The following is a 22002-nucleotide window of genomic DNA, read 5'->3' on the forward strand; positions in this document are numbered from 1 at the left end:
GCTGTCGTCGTGAACACGAAATCCCGCCGTGGCCGCAAACACTTCGCGGAGGTCGTGCGGCTCATCCGGGAGTCCGGCTTCTCGCCGCTCGGCGTCTTCCCCGTCGACGATCCGCGCCGTCTGCGCGACCGTCTCGACGAAGCGCTCGGCCTCGGGCCCGACCTGCTCATCGTCGGCGGCGGCGACGGCACCCTGTCCAGCTCGATCAAGCACATCGCCCACCGCGACGTCGCGCTCGGCGTGCTGCCGCTGGGCACCACCAACAACTTCGCCCGCAGTCTCGGCCTGCCGCTGACCCGCGCGGGCGCGGTGCGCGTCTTCAGCGAGGGCAAGGTCGCCGACATCGACCTCGGCCTGTGCGGCGACCGCCCGTTCGCCAACCTGGCCAGCTTCGGGGTGTCGGTCGAGGTCGCGGGCACGGTCAAGCCGTGGCTGAAGAAGCTCGCCGGCCGGGCCGCCTATCCGCTGACGGCGCTGACGATCCTGCCGGGCCACACGCCGTTCCGGGCGTTCATCACCGTCGAGGGCAAGCGCCACGAGCTGCTCACCCACCAGCTCAACATCGCCAACGGCCGCTTCCACGGCGGCTGGCAGATCGCCAGCGACATCTCCATCGACAACCGCAACCTGGTCGCCTACCAACTCGGCTCGGGCAAGCGGGTGCGGCTGCTCGGGGAAACGTTCCTGCGGGCCACTACCGGCAAGTGGCGCTCGCTCGCGGGCGGGCCGTTCGTGGTCGGCAAGGAGATGCTCCTGGAGACCGACCCGCCGATGGCCGCCGACATCGACGGCGAGGTGCGGCTGATGACCCCGCTGGTGATCAAGACGATCCCCAACGGGGTGCGGGTCATGGTCCCTCAGGGTTTTGTGGATACGTAAAGCTCCGGTAGGCCGGGCGCAGCAGGTCGAGCAGCGGGATGTGCCTGACCTTCACCTTCGGGGGTTCCAGCGCCCGCAGCAGCAGGTCGGGCGGGGTGTCGGGCGCGGGGGTGCCCTTCAGCCTCGCGGGTGAGACGTTGAGCGCGTAGAAGTCGGCGAGCCGGTCTTCCAGCGGTTCGTCGGCGGGGGTGCGGAGGTCGTCCAAGAGCTGCTCCCGGGGTTTGCCGCGCCAGGCCAGCACCAGGAACGGGTCGTCGTCGAACGCCTCGGCGAGCAGATAGAGCACCGCCGAGACGTGTTTGCACGGATTTCCCCAGTCGGGGCAGCCGCAGGTCATCTCGAGCTCGCCCTGCTCGGGAAAGATCGGGAACCCCGCCTCGGAGAACAGCGCGTCGAGCTCCTTCGGCATCTCACCGGCGAGCAGCCTGGCCCGGTGACCGGCCTGCCCGGCGATGACCCGTTCGAGCACGGCCCATTCAGCCTGGCCATAGGCTTCGATCTCGATCTCCACCCGGTACGGATCTGGGCGCGACCCCTGCACCACGGCCTCGACCAGGCCGTCTCCGATCGACATCGAGACCACCTGGCCCTGGCGGGCATAGGCACGGCCACGCGCGAGCCGCCCCCGGTCGCAGACCTGTTCGAGGATGTCGACGAACCGCCGCGACCACCACTTCTCCCCGAGGGTGCCCCGGCGCCCCTTCGCTCGGATGCCGCCTTCGACCTTGATCGGGGTGCCCGCCTCGAACCAGCTCACGCGACCGCCTCCGGCCCCAGGCTGAACAGGTCTCTGAGCTGGTCTGTCGACAGGGAGGTGATCCAGTCTTCGCCGGTGCCGACGACGCTCTCGGCCAGGGCCTGCTTGCGTTCGATCATCTCGTCGACGCGCTCTTCGATCGTGCCGGTGCAGATGAACTTGCGGACCTGCACGTTCTTCGTCTGGCCGATGCGGAACGCGCGGTCGGTCGCCTGGTTCTCCACGGCCGGGTTCCACCAGCGGTCGACGTGGATGACGTGGTTGGCGGCCGTCAGGTTGAGGCCGGTGCCGGCCGCCTTCAGGGACAGCAGGAAGATCATCGGTTCGTCGTCGGTCTGGAACCGCTCGACGAGCGCGTCGCGCTTCTTCTTGGTGAGCCCGCCGTGCAGCCAGAGCACGGGACGGTCGAGCCGGGCCGCCAGATGCGGTTGCAGGAGGGAGCCGAACTCGGCGTACTGGGTGAAGACCAGTGCCTTCTCGCCTTCGGCCAGGATCTCCTCGCACAGTTCTTCGAGACGGGCCAGCTTGCCCGACCGGCCGGGCAGCCGGGAGCCGTCTTTGAGCAGGTGGGCGGGGTGGTTGCAGACCTGCTTGAGCCGGGTCATCGCGGCCAGCACGTTGCCGCGCCGCTCGATGCCGTCGCTGCTCTCGATGCGGCCCATCATGTCGTCGACGACCGCCCGGTAGAGGGTGGCCTGCTCGGGGGTGAGCGTGCACCAGACCTTCATCTCCAGCTTGTCGGGCAGGTCGGAGATGATCGTCTTGTCGGTCTTCAGGCGCCGCAGCACGAACGGGCCGGTCGCGCGCTTCAGGGCGGCCACCGCGTTCTCGTCGCGGCGCACCTCGATGGGCTCCTGGAAGCGGTCGCGGAAGGTGCGGGCGGTGCCGAGCAGGCCGGGGTTGCAGAACTCCATGATCGACCAGAGTTCGGCGAGGTGGTTCTCGACCGGGGTGCCGGTGAGGGCCAGCTTGGTGCGGGCCCGGATCGACCTGACCGCCTGCGACTGCCGGGCCGCGCTGTTCTTGATCGCCTGCGCCTCGTCGCAGACCACCCGCTCCCACGTCTGCGCCGCCAGGTTCCCGACGTCGCGCAGCGCGGTGCCGTAGGTGGTCAGCACCAGATCGGCGTCGGCCAGCTCGCGGCCCGACCCGTGGTAGACGTGCACCCGCAGGCTCGGGGCGAACCGCGCGGCCTCCTTCTGCCAGTTGCTCAGCAGCGACATCGGGCAGACCAGCAGCGTCGGCGCCGGAAGCCTGCCGTCCTCCCGCTCCGCGAGCAGCAGCGACAGCGTCGTGATCGTCTTGCCGAGACCCATGTCGTCGGCCAGCACCCCGCCCAGGCCCAGGCCCGACAGGAAGCTCAGCCAGGACAGACCCCGCTGCTGGTACGGCCGCAGCGTGCCGGTCAGCGTCGCGGGCACCGGGACCGGCTCCAGCCGCCGGTCGGCCTCGCCCGACAGCAGGTCGCCGAGCAGCCCGTCGGCGTCGACCGCCGTGATCGGCAGGTCGTCGTCACCGCCGAGCACGACCTCGTTGATGACCTCCCGCGCCGACAGCTCGCCCTCGCGCCGCTGCTCCAGGATCTTCAGCGCGGCCTTGAGCTGCCGGTCGTCGAGCTCCACCCACTGGCCGCGCACCCGCACCAGCGGCACTTTCAGCCGGGCCAGCTCGGCCAGCTCCTCTTCGGAGATGACCTCCTCGCCGACGGCGAGATCGACCCGGAAGTCGACGATCTGGTCGAGCCCGAACCCCTGGCCGCCGACCGCCTTCGGTCCCTGTCGTGTACGTGTGGTGAGCTTGAGCCCCAGCCTCGTCTTGCCCGCCCAGGCGGGGAGGCGTACGCCGAAACCGGCGGCGCCCAGGAGCGGCGCCGCGTTCTTCAGGAAGACGAACGCGCCCCGGGTGTCGAGCGTGAGCCCCTCGGGCTGCGGGTCGCGCAGCGCCCGGTCGAGCTCCGGATAGAGCCGCACTGCCCGGCCCAGCCCCGCGAGCAGCTCGTTCTCCGCGACGGCCCCCGGCAGGCGCGCGCCGCGCCAGACCTCGGCGGCCGGCAGGTCGAGGCTCGGGTCGTCGGCCGACTGGAGCGAGAAGCCGACCTCCCAGCCGTCGTCGCCGGTCTCCCGCAGGGTGAAGGCGGCCCGCGCGGGGCCGTCGAAGGCGTGGGCGGCGGTGTGCCAGCGGTCGAGCTCACCGCGCAGCTCGGAGAGGTCGCCATCGAGGAGGGTGTCGTCGCCGATGAGCTTCACCGCCCACTGGTCGGCGATCGGGCTGCGCTTACCGGGACGGTGGCCCATGAGGATCCGGTCGGGCAGGTTCCGCCGGACGGCGGAGTCGGCCAGCCGCATCAGCGCCTCGTGCAGCACCTCACGGGCGGGGCGCGCATCGGCGGCCCGGAAGACCGGGGGCATCGCCGCGACCAGTTCGGCCGCCCGGGTGGCGTCGGCACCGGTCAGCACCGGCCGCCAGCGCGCCTCACGCCCGACCAGGCCGGGCAGCACGCGACCGCGTCGCACCAGGTCACGCGCGAAGTCGTCGAGGGCGGCGAGAAAACGTACAGAACCCGAAGGCTCTTCGACCTCGGGCAACGCGGCGGGGAAGACCGCGGGCAGGGACCACTCGCGCAGATGGGTCGCGGTGGTGAACGACGAGTGCACCGGACCGTCGGCGTCGGACGGAAGGCGCAGGACGATCTCTTCGGGCAGGTCGTCGAGGGTCTCCGGGGGTTCGGCGAAGGGATGGTGTTCCGACGTGGCGGGGCAGGGCGAACCTTCCGCCCAGAATCCGGCCCGCCCCCCGGCCCAGACCGCGTGCACAAGCATCCCGACAAGCTACCCCCGATTCTGTCGGGCGCCGTTGCTATGAATGACATGATCTTCCCCGAGGACAAGGCGCCCCCCATGGCATTGGTGACGTTCCGCGACGAGACCGCGACCGGTCGCGCGCTGGCGGAGTTCTCCCTTCCCGACCTGCCCGAACGCATCTCCGCGCGGGAACTGGTCCGGCTGCGCGTGCGGGAGGAGGTGGCCCGCTACAACGCCGCCCCCTCCGAGCACTTCCGCGGTCTGGTGAAGCCGACCGAGGCCGAGGCCGAGCTCAACGGCTACCGCATGCGCTCGGTCCGCAAGCTCGACTGGGAACGCCAGGCCGACGCCGCCGAGGCGGCCTTCACCCGCAACGGGTTCCTGCTGCTGATCGGCGACCGGCAGATCCTCGACCTCGACGCCGAGATCGACCTGCTCACCGACCCGGTCGTGTCGTTCGTGAAGCTCGTGCCGTTAGTGGGCGGCTGACATGGGAGTGCTCGACGACCTGCCGGCCCGGCACCGCGCCTGGCTCGACGAGATCGACCCGGCGACTCTGGAGCTGTTCGCCGTCTTCGACGCGAAGCTGCTGTCCGTCCGGCACGGCCACACCTTCGTCGACGACGACCTCCTGAAGGAGCACTCCGCCGCGTGGGGCGAGCCCGAGTGGCGGGCGATGACGCTGTGGACCCACCTGCTCGCGCACACCTGCGCCACCGAGGGCGTCGTCTGGCGGCTGGCCCACCGGAAGCTGAAATGGACATCGCCGCAGCGCGACCTGCTGTGGCGGGTCACCAACGGCCTGCCCGGAGCCCCACGCAGCGACTACCGCTACCGCATCCCGGTGGCCGCGCTCAAGGGCCTGACCGCCGAGGAGCGGGAGCCCCTGCTGCCGCACCTGCTCCAGGCCCGCAAGGACATGGAGCTGACGCCCTACTCCGGCGACTGGACCATGCGCCGTGTTCTGGAGGACCACCTCGCCGGTCACCTGGCCGCCGACCCGGCCGAAGCCGCGTCGGCCCTGCTGTCGGCCCGCGACGGCTTCGCCGCCCTGCTGTGCGACGAATACGCCGCCCGTCTCGGCACGCCCGGCGCGTTGCCGCTGCTGCGCCACTGGGCCACCGCGACCGTCCCCACCCCGCCGAAGGGCTGGACCGACCGGGCCCGCGACCTGCTCACCCCCGTGAACACCGCGCTCTTACGCGAGATCCTCGGCCGGGTGCCCGCCTACCGCGAGACGACCTGGCACAACGGCTACCAGAACGTCGTCACCTACCTCGACAAGCGCACCGCCGACCTGCTGCGCGGCATGCTCTGGACGTGTGAGGTGATCGACGAACCCTGGGTGACCGGCCTGCTGGGCCAGGTCGCGCTGGCCACCGGCATCGGGATCGGCGGTTCGGGCCCCAACTCGCGCAACGAGCGGGTGGCCAACGCGGCCCTCAACGTGCTCGACCGGCTCGGCGGCTTGGACGCGGTTCCCCAGCTCGCACTGGTGCAGGCGAAGGTCCGCAGGAAGAGCATCCTGGCCAAGGTCGCCGGGATCCTCGCATCGATCGGCGCCCGCGAGGGGTTGTCCCCCGACCAGCTCCTCGAACGCACCGTGCCCACCTTCGGCCTCGACGACGGCGGAACACGTTCCTCCGGCGGGCTCGTGCTGTCGGTGAGCGGTGCGATCACCTTCAATGGGCGCAAGACGATCCCGAAGAGCGTCGACCGCGAGCTGCTCGCCGAGTTCCGGGCGACGTCCAAGGAACTGAAGAAGGCGCTGCCGGCCGAGCGGTTCCGCATCGAGCGGGCGATGGCGGCCGAGCGCATCTGGCGCTGGCGCGACGTGTGCGCGTTCTACCTCGACCACCCGGTCACCGGCTGCTACGCCCGCACGCTGATCTGGGAGATCCTCCAGGGCCCGGCCGGGGTGCCGGTGCGGGTCGACGGGGCGTGGGAACTGACCGACCCGGCCGGCCGCCGCATCCAGCCCAACCCCGAGACGCCCGTTCTGCTGTGGCATCCGCTCACCCACACGCCCGACGAGGTGCGGGTGTGGCGCGATCACCTGCTGGAACACCGGCAGCCGTTCAAGCAGGCCTTCCGCGAGGTCTACCTGCTGACCCCGGCCGAGGAGCGGACGCGTGACCACTCGCTGCGCTTCTCCGGGCACCTGCTCCGCTACGGCCAGGCGAAGGCGCTGCTCACCGAGCGCGGCTGGACCGACATGTCGCTCGGCAACTGGGACGGCGCGGGCGGCTCCGGCCACTGCACGGCCGTCCGGCGGATGCCCGGCGGGCTGACCGCCGCCTGGGACTTCCACCTCGACCCCGACGCCTACGAACGCGACGGCTTCGGCGCAACGGCGTCCATCTGCGTCAGCGGCGCCCTGCGTTTCCACGACGGTGGAGACCGGGCCGTCCCGCTGGCGGAGGTCCCGCCGCTCGTGCTGTCGGAGGCGCTGCGCGACGCCGACCTCGCCGTGGGCGTCACCTCGACCGGCCTCGATCCTGAGGGGACGGGCGACTACTGGCAGTCCTACGGCTTCGGTGACCTGGCCGAGAGCGCCAGGATCAGGCGCGACGCGCTGACCCGCCTGCTGCCCCGGCTGGCCATCGCCGAGCGCTGCACGCTGACCGAGCGGTTCCTGGTGGTGCGGGGTGACCTGCGTACTTACAAGATCCATCTCGGCTCGGGCAACATCCTGATGGAGCCCAACGACGCCTATCTCTGCATCGTGCCGGGCGGCGGCGGCGATCGGGTGTTCCTGCCGTTCGAGGAGGAGGGCGGGATGTTGTCGATCGTGCTGTCCAAGGCGTTCCTCCTCGCCGCCGACACCACGATCACCGACCCGACCATCACCCGCCAGCTCCACACCTGACCGAAATGACGGACATGGACATCAGCCAAGATCTCAAGACGCTGCTCGACGGGCCGTGGAAGGACCCCGCGCAGTGGCCCACGGCCTTCGCCGACGTGGACCTCCGGCGGCTGACCGGTCCCGGCCGCGCGCAGGTGGAGCGGCTCCTGGGCGAGCGGTGGACCTTCCCCGAGCTGGTGGCGGCGGGTCTGGCGGGACTCGACGCCGACGGGCGCGCCCACTTCAGCGTGGAAGACGGCGCCATCCATCTCGGCGAGTGGCTGCTGACCCTCAGCTGGGGAGTGGGCCGCCGGGAGTGGTTCCTGCGGAAGGTGGTGGACTCGCGGATCGCCGACATCGGCTTCCAGCCGGTGCCCGTCGCCGAACTCGAGTGGCTGGAGGTCCAGCCGGGTTATGTCGCTTTCGCCCGGGTCGCGGTGGAGGCCGCCGAGGCCAGGGCGCGGGCGATCCAGGCGGGCGAGATTCCGTACACGACCACGGCTTTCGAACCCGCCGAGGTCGCCACCGTCGGCCGGGCCGTCCGGGTGGCGCTGCACCGCGACGAGACGTGGCTGCCCGACGTGCTCGACGGCCTCGTCCGCGGCATCGCGGTCGCGCCCACCCAGGCCAAGACCCTGCCCTCACAGGCGTTGCTGTACGAGATCTCGCGCGCCGTCGAGGAACGCCCGACCCCCGAGTCGATCAACACGATGCGCACGGCCCGACGGATCGCCCGGCACGCCGGTGTGACCAAGGAACTCGACCGCAAGCTCAAGCGCATGGTCTCCGCCCTGGCCGAGCGGCTCGACGTCGCGTTCCGGATGCCCGACGGCCGCCATCGGGAACAGCTCGGCGAGCACACCGCCGTGATCTCCGTCGGCGACGGCGTCGAACTGTCGTGGTGGCAGGGCGACAAGAAGATCAAGTCGGTCCCGGCGGCGGTCCGGCGCGACCACCCCGACGCGGTGAAGCGGCTGAAAGACCTGGCCAAACAGGCCGCGCAGCAGCAGGTCACCCTCGCCCGCGCGCTGGAGGCCGGTTACACCAGCGCCACTCCGCCGCCCTACCGGCAAATGGAGGGCAACCCGATCGCCGACCGGGTGATCTGGGAGTTCGAGGTCGCGCCGGGGGAGTGGCGGGCGGAGCTGGGGATGACCGTGCCGGACGTGCCGGTGCGCCTGTGGCACCCGGCGCGGGCGTCGGTGGAGGAGGTGCGCGCCTGGCGGGAGGTGATCCAGGACAAGGAGATCCGGCAGCCGTTCAAGCAGGCGTTCCGCGAGGTCTACCTGCTGACGCCCGCCGAGGAGGCGACGGCGACCTACTCAGGGCGGTTCGCCGACCACATCGTCACCTACGCGCAGCTCTATGCCCTGTTCAAAGATCGCGTCTGGCAGGCGCCCTACATGGGCCGCTGGGAAGGCGGCTACGACGACCGGGCCCGGCGCGTCATGGCGGGCGGCCGCTGGCGCGCCACCCTCGAACACCACCTCTACGAGGAGAGCTACGCCCTCACCGGCCTGGTCTGCTTCCAGCGCCCGGCCGAGGGCGGCCGGGTGGGCGACGGGGACGACGGCTGGCGCGACGCACCCCTGACCGAGGTCCCGCCGCTGATCTTCAGCGAGGCGATGCGCGACGTCGACCTGTTCGTGGGGGTCACCTCGATCGCGACCAACCCCCAACGGGCCGACCGCGGACCTCTGCGCGACTACTGGCAGAGGGGTGCGTTCGCGGAGCTGTCGTCCTCGGCGGAGGTCCGGCGCGACGCGCTGGCCCGCCTGTTGCCGCGCCTGACCATCGCCGAGCGTTGCACCCTGACCGATCGGTTCCTGGTGGTCCGGGGTGATCTACGCACCTACAAGATCCACCTGGGCTCGGCGAACATCCTGATGGAGCCCAACGACGCCTACCTGTGCATCGTCGCCGGACGCGCTTCGTCGACCGGGCTGTTCCTCCCGTTCGAGGAGGACGGCCGCCTGTCCCTCATCCTGAGCAAGGCCTTCCTCCTGGCCGACGACACGGCCATCACCGACCCGACCATCACCCGCCAGCTTCGACCCTGACCGAAACGACGGACATGCATCTCTCTCCTCTGGCGAACCGCCTCTACCACGTGCTCGACGGAACCGCTCAGGACACGAAGACCCTGGCCGGGGCCAACATCCCGGACCTGCGCGTGATGGCGGAAGCGGCCCGCGAACTGGTCGGGAACACGCTGAACGACCACCACCCGCGCCTGCCGACGCTCCCCACCATGGTCGCGGCGGGGATCGCGGGCATGGACGCCGAACTGGCCGCCCATCTCGCCGGGCGGCAGGGCCCGATCGCGGTCGCAGAGAACACCGTGATCTTCGGCTGGGGCGTCGAGGGCCGGGCGCTGTTCTCCGAGCTGGTACGGAGCGTCGCCGGCCAGCTGCCCCGCCCGCCGCTGCCGGCCGACGGGCTCGACTGGCTGGCCGACCAGCCCGGTTACCTCGATTTCGCCCGAGGCGCGCTGGAGTCGGCCGAGGCCAGGGCGCGGGCGATCCAGGCGGGCGAGATTCCGTACACGACCAAGGCCTTCGAGCCCGCCGAGATCGTGAGCCTGGGGCGGGCGGCCCGGCTGGCGCTCCACCGCGACGAGACCTGGCTGCCCGAACTGCTCGACAGCCTCGTACGCGGCATCGCGGTCGCCCCCACCCAGGCCAAGACCCTGCCCTCGCAGGGGCTGCTGTTCGAGATCGCCCGCGCGGTCGAGGAGCGGCCGACCCCCGAGGCGATCTCCTCGCTGCGCACGGCCGCCCGGATCACCCGGCACGGGGGAGTGCCCAAGGAACTCGACAAGAAGTTCAAGCGCATGGAACCCGCCCTGGCCGAACGGCTCGACGTCGCGTTCCGGGTGCCCGACGGGCGGCTCCGGCGGCAGGTCGGCGCGCACACCGCGGTGATCTCCGTCGACGGCGCCGTCGAGCTGTCCTGGTGGCAGGGCGACAGGAAGCTCAAGTCGGTGCCCGCCGCGGTCAGACGGGACCACCCCGAGGAGGTCAAGCGGCTGAAAGACCTGGCCAAGCAGGCCGCCCAGCGGCAGGTCACCCTGGCCAGGGCGCTGGAGGCCGGATACACGGGCGCGACGCCGCCGCCCTACCGGCAGCTGGCCGGCAATCCCATCACCGACCGGCTGATCTGGGAGTTCGAGGTCGCGCCCGGGGTGTGGCGGGCGGAGCTGGGGATGGTCGTCCCCGACGTGCCGGTGCGGCTGTGGCATCCCGCACGGGCGACGGTGGAGGAGGTGCGGGCCTGGCGGGAGGTCGTCCAGGACAAGGAGATCCGGCAGCCGTTCAAGCAGGCGTTCCGCGAGGTCTACCTGCTGACGCCCGCCGAGGAGGCGACCCGTCGCCACTCCGGCCGGTTCGCCGATCACATCGTCCACTACTCGCGGATCCGCGCACTGTTCAAGGACCGCGGCTGGACGTCCCACTACCTGGGCTTCTGGGACGGCGCCGATACCGACGGGGAGGCCCGGCGGATCATGGCGGGCGGGCGGTGGCGGGCCACGTTCAGTCATGGTCTCTACGACGAGGGCTACGCGCAGACCGGAGAGGTCCGGTTCCACCGGCTCGACGGGAAGGGCTGGCGCGAGACGCCGTTGCCGGAGGTTCCGCCGCTGGTGTTCAGCGAGGCCATGCGCGACCTCGACCTGTTCGTCGCGGTCACCTCGATCGCGACCGATCCCCAGTGGGCCGACCGGGAGCCGGGCGAGATGCGCGCCCACTGGCAGACCGGCGCGTTCGCCGAGCTGTGGCCCTCGGCCGAGGTCCGGCGCGACGCGCTGGCCCGTCTCCTCCCGCGCCTGACCATCGCCGACCGGTGCACGCTGACCGATCGGTTCCTGGTGGTCCGGGGTGATCTGCGCACTTACAAGATCCACCTGGGCTCGGCGAACATCCTGATGGAGCCCAACGACGCCTACCTGTGCATCGTCGCCGGACGCGAGGTCCAGCGAGGGGTGTTCCTCCCGTTCGAGGAGGACGGCCGCCTGTCCCTCATCCTCAGCAAGGCCTTCCTCCTGGCGAACGACACCGCGATCGACGACCCCTCGATCACCCGGCAGATCCGTTAGACGAACGACAGGAAGAGATCCACGGCGGAGACCAGTGCCGCGCCCGCGAGGCTGACGACCAGGACCAGACAGACGACTTTCACCCAGGGCTTCACCCGGGCCATGCTGGGTCGTGCCCGCGCGGAACGCAAATCGCCGTGCGGGCCCACCCGGCGCCGATCTCGTGGCCCCGCCGCCCGGTCCCGAGTTCCGGCTGCATGTATTACGCTCGGGCCCGGAGTTTCGAAGGAGGGAACCGGGGTGTCCCGTCGTGTGAGCACACCGTCGGCGGCGCAGATCCGGTTCGTCAACGCCGCCGCCGTCTACGACGCCATGCGCCCGCTCGACTCCTGCACCGCCAAAGACCTCATGTCGATCACCGGGCTGTCCCGGCCGACCGTCCACACGACCTGTGACTGGCTCATCGGCCAGGGGCTGGTCGTGGAGCTCGACAGCGATCCGGGGCCCGACTCCCAGCCCGGCAGGCCCGCCCGTCGCTACCGCACCAACCCCCGGGCCGGGTTCGTGATCGCCGTCGACATCCGGGAGAGCCGGATCGTCGCGGCCGTCGCCGATCTGGCCGGGACGGTCTGCGCCGAGCTGGCCCGGGAGATCGAGACCGACGAGGAGCTCCGCTCCCAGGCCACCGTGCACGCCCCGGCCATCGCCGCCGAGCTGCTCGAACTCGCCGGGCTCCAGGCCCGGCAGGTGTGGCAGGTCTGTGTCAGCATCCCGGCGCCGGTCCAGTCGACCGGATACGACCCCGGCACCGCCGCCGCCTATCGCTCCAGCGCGCGTGACGTCATCGCCGAGCTGGAGAGTCATCTCCCGTGGCCGATGGTGGCCGAGAACGACGCCAACCTCGCCATGATCGGCGAGCAGTGGCAGGGGTCCGCCCGTGACCGGGCCAACGCGGTGCTGCTCGACGTGTGTGAGAACGGCTTCGGGGCCGGGCTGATCGTCAACGGCGCGTTGGTGCGGGGCAGCAACGGGTTCGCGGGCGAGATGACCTCGGTCGACCTGCTGTCGGGCATGGGGCCGTCCGGGGGAGTGCTGCGCAAGGCCGCCCAGCTCGGGGCGGCGGCCATGCACGAGTCGGGCGCGCTGGCCGAGCTCGCCGGGGGCGACCCGGGCAACGTCACCACCGACATGATCTTCAAGGCGGGCGACGCCGTGTCGTCCCGCGTGATCGACGAGGTCGGCGCCATCGTGGCGCGGCCGATCGCGATGCTGGCCACGCTGCTCGATCCGGAGCTCGTGGTCATCTGCGGGCTGCCCGCCGACGCGGCGGCCCGGCTGATGCCGGCCATCGAGACGCAGACGGCCGCGCTCTACCGGCGGCTGGCCGCCCCCGCTCCCGAGCTCGCGCTGGCCGAGCTCGGTGGCCGTGCGACCGTGCTCGGCGCCATCCGCCGGGCCGTGGTCGAGGTCGAGAGCCGCCTGTTCGGCGCCTCGCCGTTCCCCGCCGCCTGAAGCTTTACCGGCTGTCCGTATCGGTTCGTACTGGACATAAATTAACCTCTGAGGATGGTTGACGCAGGTGTGGCCTGGGTCTATGGTTACGAAAAATATTTAATAAATACCTCTTCTTAACACTGCGGTAACCCCCCAGAAGGACCTGCACGTGAGAACTCTGAAAGCCGCTTCGGCCGCTCTCCTCGCCCTCGCCGCCCTCGCCGCCTGCGGTCGTGACGCCACGCCCGCACCGGAAGCGGCGGCCCCCGCCCCCGCGCAGAGCGCCGCCCCCGCCACCCTGCTCGTCTGGGCCATGGGCACCGACGGCGACAACCTGCCCAAGCTGACCGCGAAGTTCGAGGCCGAGAACCCCGGCTACAAGGTCGACGTCACCTCGGTCCCGTGGCAGGACGCGGCGGCCAAGTTCCGCACCGCCCAGGCCGGTGGCGTGACGCCCGACATCGCCCAGGTCGGCACCACCCTGATGGGCGGCATCACCGACGCCTTCCAGGAGGTGCCCGCGGGCACCGACACCAGCGTCTACTTCCAGGGCCCGCTGAAGTCGGCCCAGGTCGGCACCCAGACGGTCGGCGTTCCGTGGGTGGTCGACACGCGCGTCCTCTACTACCGCACCGACCTGGCGAAGAAGGCCGGGTTCGACGGGCCGCCCAAGACCTGGGACGAGCTCAAGGCCATGGCCAAGGGCATGCAGGAGAAGGCCGGGGCGAAGTGGGGCATCCGCATGTCCACCACGCCCGACCAGGAGCTCCAGAACTCGCTGGCCTTCCCGTGGTCCAACGGCGGCCAGATCGTCTCGGCCGACGGCGCGAAGTGGACGCTCAACGACCCCGCCGTCGTCGACGGCGTGAAGTTCTACCAGAGCCTGTTCACCGAGAAGATCGCCGACCCGGCCCCCGACAGCGGCGCGGGCGCCGCCGAATCGGCCTTCGTCAGCGGTGACCTAGGCATCCTCGTCGCCGGTCCCGGTGAGTCGACCGCGCTCGACGAGGCCGGGGGCGACGGCTTCAAGGACAAGTACGCCCTGGCCACCTTCCCCGTCCAGAAGAGCGGCACCTCCTTCGCCGGCGGTTCCGACCTGGTCGTGTTCAAGGCCAGCAAGAACAGCGCCGCCGCCTGGAAGTTCGTCGAGTGGCTGTCCAAGCCCGAGGTCCAGGTCGAGTGGTACAAGATCAGTGGAGCGCTCCCGGCCGTCCAGTCGGCCTGGTCGGACCCCGCGCTGTCGGGCGACGCCCGCCTCGGCGTGTTCGGCGAGCAACTCAAGGACACCAACTCGCCGCCGCCGAACGCCACCTGGCTCCAGGTCGCCGACGTGCTCGGGCAGCAGATGGAACAGGTCGTGAAGAACGGCAAGGACCCGGCCGCCGCCCTCGGCGAGGCCCAGGCCGCCGCCGACTCGATCGGCACCGGTAGCTGACGATCATGGCCGTCCTCACCGGGAAGCGCGTCGCCCGGCCCGCCGCCGTCACGGGCGGCGGGCCGGGAGGCCTGAAGCGCCGCCAAGGGGTGATCGCTTGGGCGTTCGCGCTGCCGTTCGTGCTGCTGTTCGGCGCCTTCACCTTCGTCCCCCTGGTGTCGTCGTTCGGGATGTCGTTCACCGACTTCAGGAGCGCCGACGTCCAGACGCCGTTCGCGGTCGAGTTCGTCGGGCTCGACCAGTACGTCAAGCTGTTCCAGACACCGCAGTTCGTGCGGTCGATGTGGACGACGGCCTACTTCGTGCTCGTCGGCATCCCCCTCACGATGGGCGTCGCGCTGGCCCTGGCGGTGGCGCTGAACAGCGGGATCAACCGGTTCCGGACCGCGTTCCGCACCGGTTTCTACACCCCGGTCGTCACCAGCATCGTCGCGGTGGCCGTGGTGTGGCGGTTCATCCTCCAGCAGGAGGGCCCGCTCAACGCGGTGCTCGGCCTGGTGGGCATCGACGGCCCCGACTGGCTCCACAGCACGACCTGGGCGATGCCCGCCATGATCGTCATGGGGGTGTGGCGCAACATGGGCACCCTGATGGTGATCTTCCTGGCCGGGCTGCAGACCATCCCGACCGAGCTCGACGAGGCCGCGCGCACCGACGGCGCCGGGCCGGTGAAGAGGTTCACCAGCATCACGCTGCCGCTGATGCGGCCGACCCTGCTGTTCGGGGCGGTGCTGCTGTCGGTCTGGTACCTGCAGTTCTTCGAGGAACCCTTCGTCATGACCCAGGGCGGCCCGCTCGACGCGACGCTCTCGGTCGGCTATTTCGCCTACAAACAGTTCGGATTCGGCAACTACGCCTTCGCCTCGGCGGCCAGCTACGTCCTCTTCGTGGCGATCGCGCTGCTCAGCATGGTGATGTTCCGGGCGCTGAGGTCGAAAAAATGACTCGTCGATCGATCGTGTACGTGGGCCTCGTGGTGGCCGTCGTCATCACGCTGCTGCCCTTCATCTGGATGTTGCTGGGGTCGTTCAAGACCCAGGGCGAGATCCTGCGCAACCCCTCGGGCTTCTGGCCCGAGGCCCCGACGGCGGACAACTACGCGACCTGGTTCACCGAGCTGCACCTCGGCCGGTTCTTCCTGAACAGCGTGGTCGTCGCGGCGGTCACCGTCGCCGGGAACCTGCTGTTCTGCTCGATGGTCGGCTACGCCCTGGCCAAGTTCGAGTTCCGCGGCAAGCGGTTCATCTTCACCCTGGTGATGATCACGCTGATGGTGCCGGGCGTCGTGACGTTCGTGCCGCTGTTCGTGCTGGTCGCGAAGCTGGGGCTGACGAACACGTACACGGCGCTGATCCTGCCGTTCCTCACGTCGCCGCTGGGCGTGTTCATGATGCGGCAGTTCATCGCGGACATCCCCGACGCGCTGCTGGAGGCCGCCCGCATCGACGGCGCCGGTGAGCTGCGGATCTTCGCCAGGATCGTGCTGCCGCTGTGCGGGCCGCCGCTCGCGACCCTGGGCATCCTGACCTTCCTCGGGTCGTGGAACAACTTCCTGTGGCCGCTCGTCGCGGCCCAGACCCAGGACATGTACACCCTGCCGGTGGCCCTGTCCCTCTACTCCACCGGGCAGATCGCCACCCAGTACGGACTTCTCCTGGCCGGATCCGTGCTGGTCATCGCTCCGATCGTGCTCGTGTTCGTCTTCCTCCAGCGCTACTTCACCCAGGGCATCGCGACCGTGGGCGTCCGTTAGAAAGGCACTTCCTTGTCTCGGTACGACGAGATGACCTACCGCCGGCTCGGCAACTCCGGCCTGTTGCTGCCGGAGATCTCCCTGGGCCTGTGGCAGAACTTCGGCGACGACGGCCCCATGGAACGCCACCGCCAGATCATCACCCACGCCTTCGACCGGGGCGTCACCCACTTCGACCTGGCCAACAACTACGGCAACCCGCCCGGCTCGGCGGAGGCCACCTTCGGCACCGTCCTGCAAAAAGATCTTTCCAGGCATCGGGACGAACTGGTCATCTCCTCCAAGGCCGGCTACCGCATGTGGCCCGGACCGTATGGCGAGTGGGGTTCGCGCAAATACCTGATCGCCAGCCTCGACCAGTCGCTGCGGCGGATGGGCCTCGACTACGTCGACGTCTTCTACAGCCACCGCCCCGACCCGAACACCCCGCTGGAGGAGACGCTCGGCGCACTGTCCGACATCGTCCGATCAGGCAGGGCCCTGTACGTCGGTCTCTCCAACTACGACGCCGACCAGACCGCCCTGGCCTCCAAGCTCCTGGACGTCCCCCTCACCGTCCACCAGCCCCGATACTCGATGCTCGACCGCACCCCCGAACAGGGCCTGCTCGACGTGCTCGGCGGCCGGGGCATCGGCTGCGTGGCCTTCTCGCCGCTCGCCCAGGGCCTGCTGACCAGCCGTTATCTCGACGGAACCCCGGGCGACTCCCGCATGGCGCGCGGCGACTCGCTGCGCGGCTCGGTGCTGAACCCCGCCCTGCTGGACACCCTGCGCGGCCTGAACGCGCTCGCTGAAGAACGCGGCCAGTCGCTCGCTCAGCTCGCCCTCACCTGGGCGCTGCGCGACGACCGGGTGACCTCGCTGATCGTCGGCGCCAGCAGCGTCGCCCAGTTCGACGACAACCTCGCCGCCCTCGACGGCGCCCCCCTGACCGACGAGGAACTCGCCCGGATCGACCACCTGCTGGCCCCCGTGGCCGGCACCGACCTGTGACCGGCCGCCCGTTCACCGGTGCGCCGCAGCGGGTGCCCGGCCGGGTGATGTGCGCCTTCTACGACCTGGGCGGAGAGGGCGTCGCCTACCACGACCGCCACCACCGCAACCACGGCAGTGGCGGCCTCAACCCGATCGACGGCAGCTACCTGAACGACTTCCGCGCCGACGAGAACGTCGGCACCAGCTACACCAAGCCCGACGGCATCGACAACCACCCCTACCAGTCGCACCGCCCCGACATGGGCCTGCTCTATGTGGGGTGGACGTCCCCCGGCAACTGGCTCCGCTACACGGTCGAGGTGGCCGAACCGGGGGAGTACGAGGCGACCCTGCTCTACGCGGCGGCCAGAGACGGCGCCATCAGGATCGACGTCGACGACGAGATCGGCGACGTGGTCGACCTCCCGTCGACGGGCGCCGACGACGAGATCGAGTGGCGCCGCTGGCATCACTGGGCGCTGCTGAGGTTCGACCTGCCGTGGCTGGCGGCGGGCCGTCACGTGCTGACGTTGCGGACGATCCGTACCGGCGAGATGAACTACGCCTACCTCGACCTGTCGCGCCGTCTCACCCCAGCAGCTTCATGATCACCCACCCGGCCCCGGCGGACACGCCCCACGAGGCGTAGAGCATCGGGATCGAGACGAAGAGGCCGTAGAGGCCACTGATCGGTTTGGCGTGGAGGGGCCCCTCGCTCGGGCCCCTCCACAGCGGGTTCGGCTCCAGGAGCAGGAAGAACAGGGTTCCGGACTCGCCGACCGTACACATCCAGAACCAGGCCCAGTGGGTGGCCAGCCGGGGCCGTGAGCAGAACAGCAGCCAGACGGCGACGCAGTAGGCGGCGGCCAGCCACCACAGGTTGCCGCCACCCGGAAACGCGAAGGGCCAGGTCGGGAACACCAGCAGCCGGGTGACCGTCAGCCAGGGCTGCTGCCGCAACTCCGGATGGACGGGAGCCGCCGACAGATCCTGGGAGAGCCGTTCCCCGGTGTAGCGCCCCTCGCCGTCGGCGAAGTCGTCGGTGACCATCCGCCAGTGCAGCGGCGACTCCGACCAGCGCAGCTCGCTCATCGGCCCGCCGTCGCGGACGACGTCGAAACTGACTCGGTCCACCTCACCGGCCGCGAGGGCGGCGCGGAACTGCTCGATTGTCCGGTGGGCGGGCTGGAGGGTGGCGGCGTTGAACAGCGCCCCGGCCACCAGGATCGCGAGAAGCAGGATGCGGACGCCGTACAGGAGGACGCGCATGGCTACCCCAGCAGCAGTCTGACCAGTTCGCCGATGCCGAGCGCGAGCACGGCGGAGATGATGCCCAGCAGGATCGAGTAGAGACAGCCCCTGCGGCCGCTGATCGGTGTGCTCTCGGCGGCGCCCGGGCCGGGCCCCTTCCACAGGGGCCTCGGCTCCAGGACCAGGAAGAGCGGGGCGCCGATCTCCCCGACCGTGAACAGCCAGAACCACGCCCACCGGTTGCCCAGCCGGGGCCGTGAGGCCACCATCACGACGAACGCGATCAACCAGGCGGCGGCCAGCCACAACAGGGCACCGCCGCCGGCGAAGCGGAAGGGCCAGTCGGGGACGATCGACCCGCCGCGATGCGTCATCTGCTCGATCGAGGGCCGGACCGGGGCGCGATCCAGATCTTCGTAGAACCGCGCGAGCATGTACGTCCCGCTGTCGGCCGTCAGCCCGTTGCCCGGCACCTCGTGCCAGACCAGCGGTGACTCCGACCAGTGGAGCTCCCAGATGCCGAAGTCGTCGCCCCGCCACGTCACCCGGTCGACCTCTCCGGCCGCCACCGCGGCGCGGAACTCGTCGAGTGTCCGGGCCGAGGGCCGGAGCGTGGCGCTCACGAGCACCGCACCACAGATCAGCACCAGGAGCAGCGCTATGCGAAGTCCGAACTGGAGACGGGCGAGGGTGTGTGATTCCACACCTTGTATCTAGCCCATTCCGGCGGGTGAGTCTGTGCTCATCAGCGCCCAGACCCATTTGCCCTGGTCGGGTGTGGGCGTCGTCCCGTGCTTGACCGACAGCGCGTCGACGATGAACAGGCCGCGGTGGTCTTCGGCGTCGTCGTCGGGGAGGCCGGGGGCGCCGGGCAGGTTGGGGGAGCCGTCCCAGCAGCTCAGGACCAGGCCGTCGGTCCCGACCTCGGCGCGGACCTCGATCCAGGCGCCGGGGAGCTCGGCGACGGCGTTGGTCGCGAGTTCGTCGATGACCAGGCGGGAGTCGTCGACGAGGTCGTCGAACCCCCACGCCGAGAGGGCCGCGGCCACCGCGCGGCGGACGACGCCGAGGCTGCGCTCCTCGGCCGGCAGGCCCAGCACCATCCTGAGGTCGGTGGTCATTCTCCCAGCACAGCCCACCTCGGGCAGGTCGCATAAGGCGTGAACCGGAGGCGGGGGAGTGCACGGGGGGCGTGCACGTTCGGAGAATCGACAGTCACGATCAGTGATGCATGTGACACTGTCCGCATCCGAGGCGTTCGGAGGCAGTGATGGGCAGACAGCCCAAACCACCCAACACCCGCCTGGCCGGGCTGGCCGACGAGGCCGGGTTGTCGAACAAGGGACTCGCGCGCCGCGTCGTCGAACACGGCGAGACGAGGGGTCTCGACGGGCTCCGCTACAACCACAGCTCGGTGGCCCGCTGGTACGAGGGCGAGCAGCCGAAGGAGCCCGTTCCCGAGCTCATCGCCGAAGTCCTGACGACCGCGCTCGGACGTCAGGTGACCGCCGACGACATCGGCATGAGAAGCAGCTCCGTCACCGCCGAACTCGGCCTGGACACCGACGGACGGTGGCCCGACCGGGTCCGGGCGGTCACCGGGCTCTGGAAGGAAGACGTGCGACGACGCCAGTTCCTCACCGACGCCGGCATCGCCGTGGCGGCGTCGTCCACCGCCGCGCTGCGATGGCTCACCGCACCCGGCGCCGAGCCCCCGATCGGGCGCGGCCTGCGCCGCGTCGGCCCCTCCGACGTCGCCGCGATCCGCGAGGTCACCCGCACCTACCGCTCCCTCGACAACCGGCTCGGCGGGGTCCGGATCAGGAGCGTGGTCGTCAACTACCTCAACAACGAGGTGGCCCCGCTGCTGCGGCACGGCCGCTACGGCGACGAGATCGGCCGGTCCCTCGCCGGGGCCGCCGCCGAACTCGCCCAGCTCGCCGGATGGCTGAGCTACGACGCCGAGGCGCACGGCCTGGCCCAGCGCCACCTGCTGCAAGCCCTCTCGCTCGCCGAGTCGGCCGGAGACAGCGCGCTGTGCGGGGAGATCCTCGCCGCGATCAGCCACCAGAGCGTCTACCTCGCCCGCCCGGCCACCGCCATCGACGTCGCGCGCACCGGCCAGGCGGCGGCCCGCCGGGCCGGACTGCCCACGCTGCTCACCGAGTGCGTCGTGCTGGAGGCCCACGGCCACGCCGCCAGGGGCGACGCCCGCGCCTGCGCCGCCGCTCTGGCCAGGGCGGAGAAGACCTTCGACCAGGCACGCTCGTCGGACGTCCCGGCCTGGCTCACCTACTTCGACGCCGCCTACCTCGACGCCAAGTTCGCCCAGTGCTTCCGGGATCTGGGCCAGGGCGACAAGGCCGAGCGCTACGCCAAGCTGTCGCTCAACATGGACGACCGCTACGCGCGCGGCCGGGCGTTCAACCAGATCCTGCTCGCCGTCGCGCACGCCCAGCAGGGCCAGGTCGACCGCGCCTGCGCCGAGGGCCGCACGGCGGTCGACCTCGTCGGCGGCCTCAACTCCCACCGGGCCGCCGGAAACCTGAAAGACCTGTTCCGCCGCCTGCACCCCCACCGCGACACCATCGAGGTGCGCGAACTGACCGAGCACGCCAATCTCACACTGCCGGGCCTCCTGCGACCAGCAGGGCATGCTGCACCCCGATGACAGTCGCCGCCCCCACGATCCGGCCCGACGAGATCATCTCCCGCGCCTTCGCCAGCGGGATCCACTGCACGTATTCGGTCTCGTCGGCGTCGGGCTCCCCGACCTGCTCGGCGCCCCGCGCCAGATAGAGGTCCTGCGGGAAGTCGGCGTTGCCGATGGCGGGCTGGAAACTGAGCACCTTCTCCAGCCGCCGAGGCCGCCAGCCCGTCTCTTCTTCCACCTCGCGGGCCGCCGCGGCGGCCTCGTCCTCCCCCTCGTCGACGTAACCGCCGGGCAGCTCCCACACCCAGGCGTCGACGACGAACCGGTGCCGCCACATGAGCAGCACGTGCTCGGCCGCGTCGTCGAGGACGACCGTCATCGCGCAGCGGCGCATCCGCATCACGTACTGCTCGAAGGTGACGCCGTTCGGCAACTCGACCGAGGCGATGCTCAGGGTGATGTGGGGGGTGTCGTCGACGAGCCGTTCGCCGTGGATCGTCCACTTGCTGCGCTGGGAACTCACGAGCCGAACCGTACCCGGAAGGCTCGCGCGTTCGTACTGTGGCTATCCGGATAGACGAATTCTGACTAGCTCGCTAGACATACTGCCAAGATGCGTACACGACACGAAGCCGTCTTCGACGAGCCCGACATCGTCGAGGACGTCGACGAATCCCTGGGGATCTCCACCGACTACATCGCCGTCGTCACCCGGGAGGGCCGGGGATGGAAGGCCACCGTCAGTGACCTCCCCGGCGGGAAAGTCGTGGTTGCCCACGGCGCCACCTGGGCCGAGACGACCCACAACGTCGGCGAGAGCCTCGACGCGGCCGTCACGCCGGAGCCTCCCTACGTTCTGGGCTACCACATGGTCCCGGCCGACCCGGAGGCCGCGTCGGCCATCGGCGCCGTGATGATGGCGCGGTCCGACCGGGTCTACGCCGAGCAGGCCGAGCGTGACGCGGTGCGGAACGCCGTGCGGGTCCTCATCGGCCAGGGCTGGACCACCCGCGACGCGGGGCGCGCCCTGATGCTGTCCCACCAGCGCATCTCCCAGCTGAACGCCGAGGCCTCGGCAGGACGTGGAAAGCCCCGCCCCCCTGCGGAATGAGGGGGCGGG

General features: G+C 70.5%; 19 protein-coding genes. 13 read left to right on the top strand and 6 right to left on the bottom strand.

Going from position 1 to position 22002, the window contains the following annotated elements:
* Window positions 1-9: 9 nt before the first annotated feature.
* The gene (locus ACYQ78_RS28550; RefSeq protein ID WP_459804026.1) at window positions 10-879 is read left to right on the top strand and encodes a diacylglycerol/lipid kinase family protein; all 870 of its coding nucleotides are present in this window, start codon (window positions 10-12) and stop codon (window positions 877-879) included.
* Here ACYQ78_RS28550 and ACYQ78_RS28555 read toward each other — a convergent pair.
* Both ACYQ78_RS28555 and ACYQ78_RS28560 read right to left on the bottom strand, forming a co-directional pair.
* Window positions 848-1636, bottom strand: a complete 789-nt coding sequence (locus tag ACYQ78_RS28555) for an SWIM zinc finger family protein (protein WP_459804027.1) — start codon at window positions 1634-1636, stop codon at window positions 848-850. The two genes, ACYQ78_RS28550 and ACYQ78_RS28555, sit on opposite strands and share 32 nt — an antisense overlap.
* Window positions 1633-4455: an SNF2-related protein gene (locus ACYQ78_RS28560; protein WP_459804028.1), complete on the bottom strand. Its 2823-nt coding sequence runs from the start codon at window positions 4453-4455 to the stop codon at window positions 1633-1635. The genes ACYQ78_RS28555 and ACYQ78_RS28560 overlap by 4 nt, the downstream gene beginning before the upstream one ends.
* Before the next feature lie 48 nt (window positions 4456-4503).
* Between ACYQ78_RS28560 and ACYQ78_RS28565 the strand changes: the two genes are divergently transcribed.
* The 10 genes from ACYQ78_RS28565 (at window position 4504) to ACYQ78_RS28610 (ending at window position 17586) form a co-directional block, all read left to right on the top strand.
* Complete coding sequence (locus tag ACYQ78_RS28565) at window positions 4504-4926, top strand: hypothetical protein (RefSeq protein WP_459804029.1); 423 nt, start codon at window positions 4504-4506, stop codon at window positions 4924-4926.
* A 1-nt stretch (window position 4927) separates the two neighbouring features.
* Complete coding sequence (locus ACYQ78_RS28570; protein WP_459804030.1) at window positions 4928-7306, top strand: DUF4132 domain-containing protein; 2379 nt, start codon at window positions 4928-4930, stop codon at window positions 7304-7306.
* Between the two features lie 14 nt (window positions 7307-7320).
* Window positions 7321-9345, top strand: a complete 2025-nt coding sequence (locus tag ACYQ78_RS28575; protein WP_459804031.1) for a DUF4132 domain-containing protein — start codon at window positions 7321-7323, stop codon at window positions 9343-9345.
* Window positions 9346-9359: 14 nt separating this feature from the next.
* Window positions 9360-11381 (top strand): DUF4132 domain-containing protein, encoded by a 2022-nt coding sequence (locus tag ACYQ78_RS28580; protein WP_459804032.1) that lies wholly within the window; start codon window positions 9360-9362, stop codon window positions 11379-11381.
* A 240-nt stretch (window positions 11382-11621) separates the two neighbouring features.
* A complete protein-coding gene (locus ACYQ78_RS28585; protein ID WP_459804033.1) occupies window positions 11622-12833 on the top strand; it encodes an ROK family protein in 1212 nt (403 codons plus the stop codon).
* A gap of 151 nt (window positions 12834-12984) precedes the next feature.
* Window positions 12985-14250, top strand: a complete 1266-nt coding sequence (locus ACYQ78_RS28590; RefSeq protein ID WP_459804034.1) for an extracellular solute-binding protein — start codon at window positions 12985-12987, stop codon at window positions 14248-14250.
* Window positions 14251-14255: 5 nt separating this feature from the next.
* Window positions 14256-15194, top strand: a complete 939-nt coding sequence (locus ACYQ78_RS28595; protein ID WP_459804035.1) for a carbohydrate ABC transporter permease — start codon at window positions 14256-14258, stop codon at window positions 15192-15194.
* Complete coding sequence (locus ACYQ78_RS28600; RefSeq protein WP_459804036.1) at window positions 15191-16003, top strand: carbohydrate ABC transporter permease; 813 nt, start codon at window positions 15191-15193, stop codon at window positions 16001-16003. The genes ACYQ78_RS28595 and ACYQ78_RS28600 overlap by 4 nt, the downstream gene beginning before the upstream one ends.
* A 30-nt stretch (window positions 16004-16033) precedes the next feature.
* On the top strand, window positions 16034-16996 hold the full coding sequence (locus ACYQ78_RS28605) for an aldo/keto reductase (RefSeq protein WP_459804207.1): 963 nt from the start codon (window positions 16034-16036) through the stop codon (window positions 16994-16996).
* The gene (locus ACYQ78_RS28610) at window positions 16993-17586 is read left to right on the top strand and encodes a carbohydrate-binding domain-containing protein (RefSeq protein ID WP_459804037.1); all 594 of its coding nucleotides are present in this window, start codon (window positions 16993-16995) and stop codon (window positions 17584-17586) included. The genes ACYQ78_RS28605 and ACYQ78_RS28610 overlap by 4 nt, the downstream gene beginning before the upstream one ends.
* Here ACYQ78_RS28610 and ACYQ78_RS28615 read toward each other — a convergent pair.
* The 3 genes from ACYQ78_RS28615 to ACYQ78_RS28625 are packed head-to-tail and all read right to left on the bottom strand — an operon-like array spanning window position 17567 to window position 19350.
* Window positions 17567-18247, bottom strand: coding sequence for a hypothetical protein (locus ACYQ78_RS28615; RefSeq protein WP_459804038.1), 681 nt, complete (start codon window positions 18245-18247; stop codon window positions 17567-17569). The two genes, ACYQ78_RS28610 and ACYQ78_RS28615, sit on opposite strands and share 20 nt — an antisense overlap.
* Window positions 18248-18249: 2 nt before the next feature.
* Entirely contained in the window at window positions 18250-18933 is a 684-nt protein-coding gene (locus tag ACYQ78_RS28620; protein WP_459804039.1) for a hypothetical protein, read from the bottom strand.
* Between the two features lie 9 nt (window positions 18934-18942).
* Window positions 18943-19350, bottom strand: coding sequence for an ATP-binding protein (locus ACYQ78_RS28625; protein ID WP_459804040.1), 408 nt, complete (start codon window positions 19348-19350; stop codon window positions 18943-18945).
* A gap of 149 nt (window positions 19351-19499) precedes the next feature.
* Here ACYQ78_RS28625 and ACYQ78_RS28630 point away from each other — a divergent pair, with 149 nt between their 5' ends.
* Entirely contained in the window at window positions 19500-20900 is a 1401-nt protein-coding gene (locus tag ACYQ78_RS28630) for a hypothetical protein (RefSeq protein WP_459804041.1), read from the top strand.
* On the opposite strand, the gene ACYQ78_RS28635 is transcribed toward ACYQ78_RS28630, so the two are convergent.
* Window positions 20851-21405 carry an NUDIX domain-containing protein gene (locus ACYQ78_RS28635; RefSeq protein ID WP_459804042.1) on the bottom strand — a complete coding sequence of 185 codons (555 nt, stop codon included), beginning with the start codon at window positions 21403-21405 and terminating at the stop codon, window positions 20851-20853. The two genes, ACYQ78_RS28630 and ACYQ78_RS28635, sit on opposite strands and share 50 nt — an antisense overlap.
* A 90-nt stretch (window positions 21406-21495) precedes the next feature.
* Between ACYQ78_RS28635 and ACYQ78_RS28640 the strand changes: the two genes are divergently transcribed.
* Window positions 21496-21993, top strand: a complete 498-nt coding sequence (locus ACYQ78_RS28640) for a hypothetical protein (RefSeq protein WP_459804043.1) — start codon at window positions 21496-21498, stop codon at window positions 21991-21993.
* Window positions 21994-22002 lie beyond the last annotated feature (9 nt).

The organism is Herbidospora sp. RD11066, from assembly GCF_054661255.1.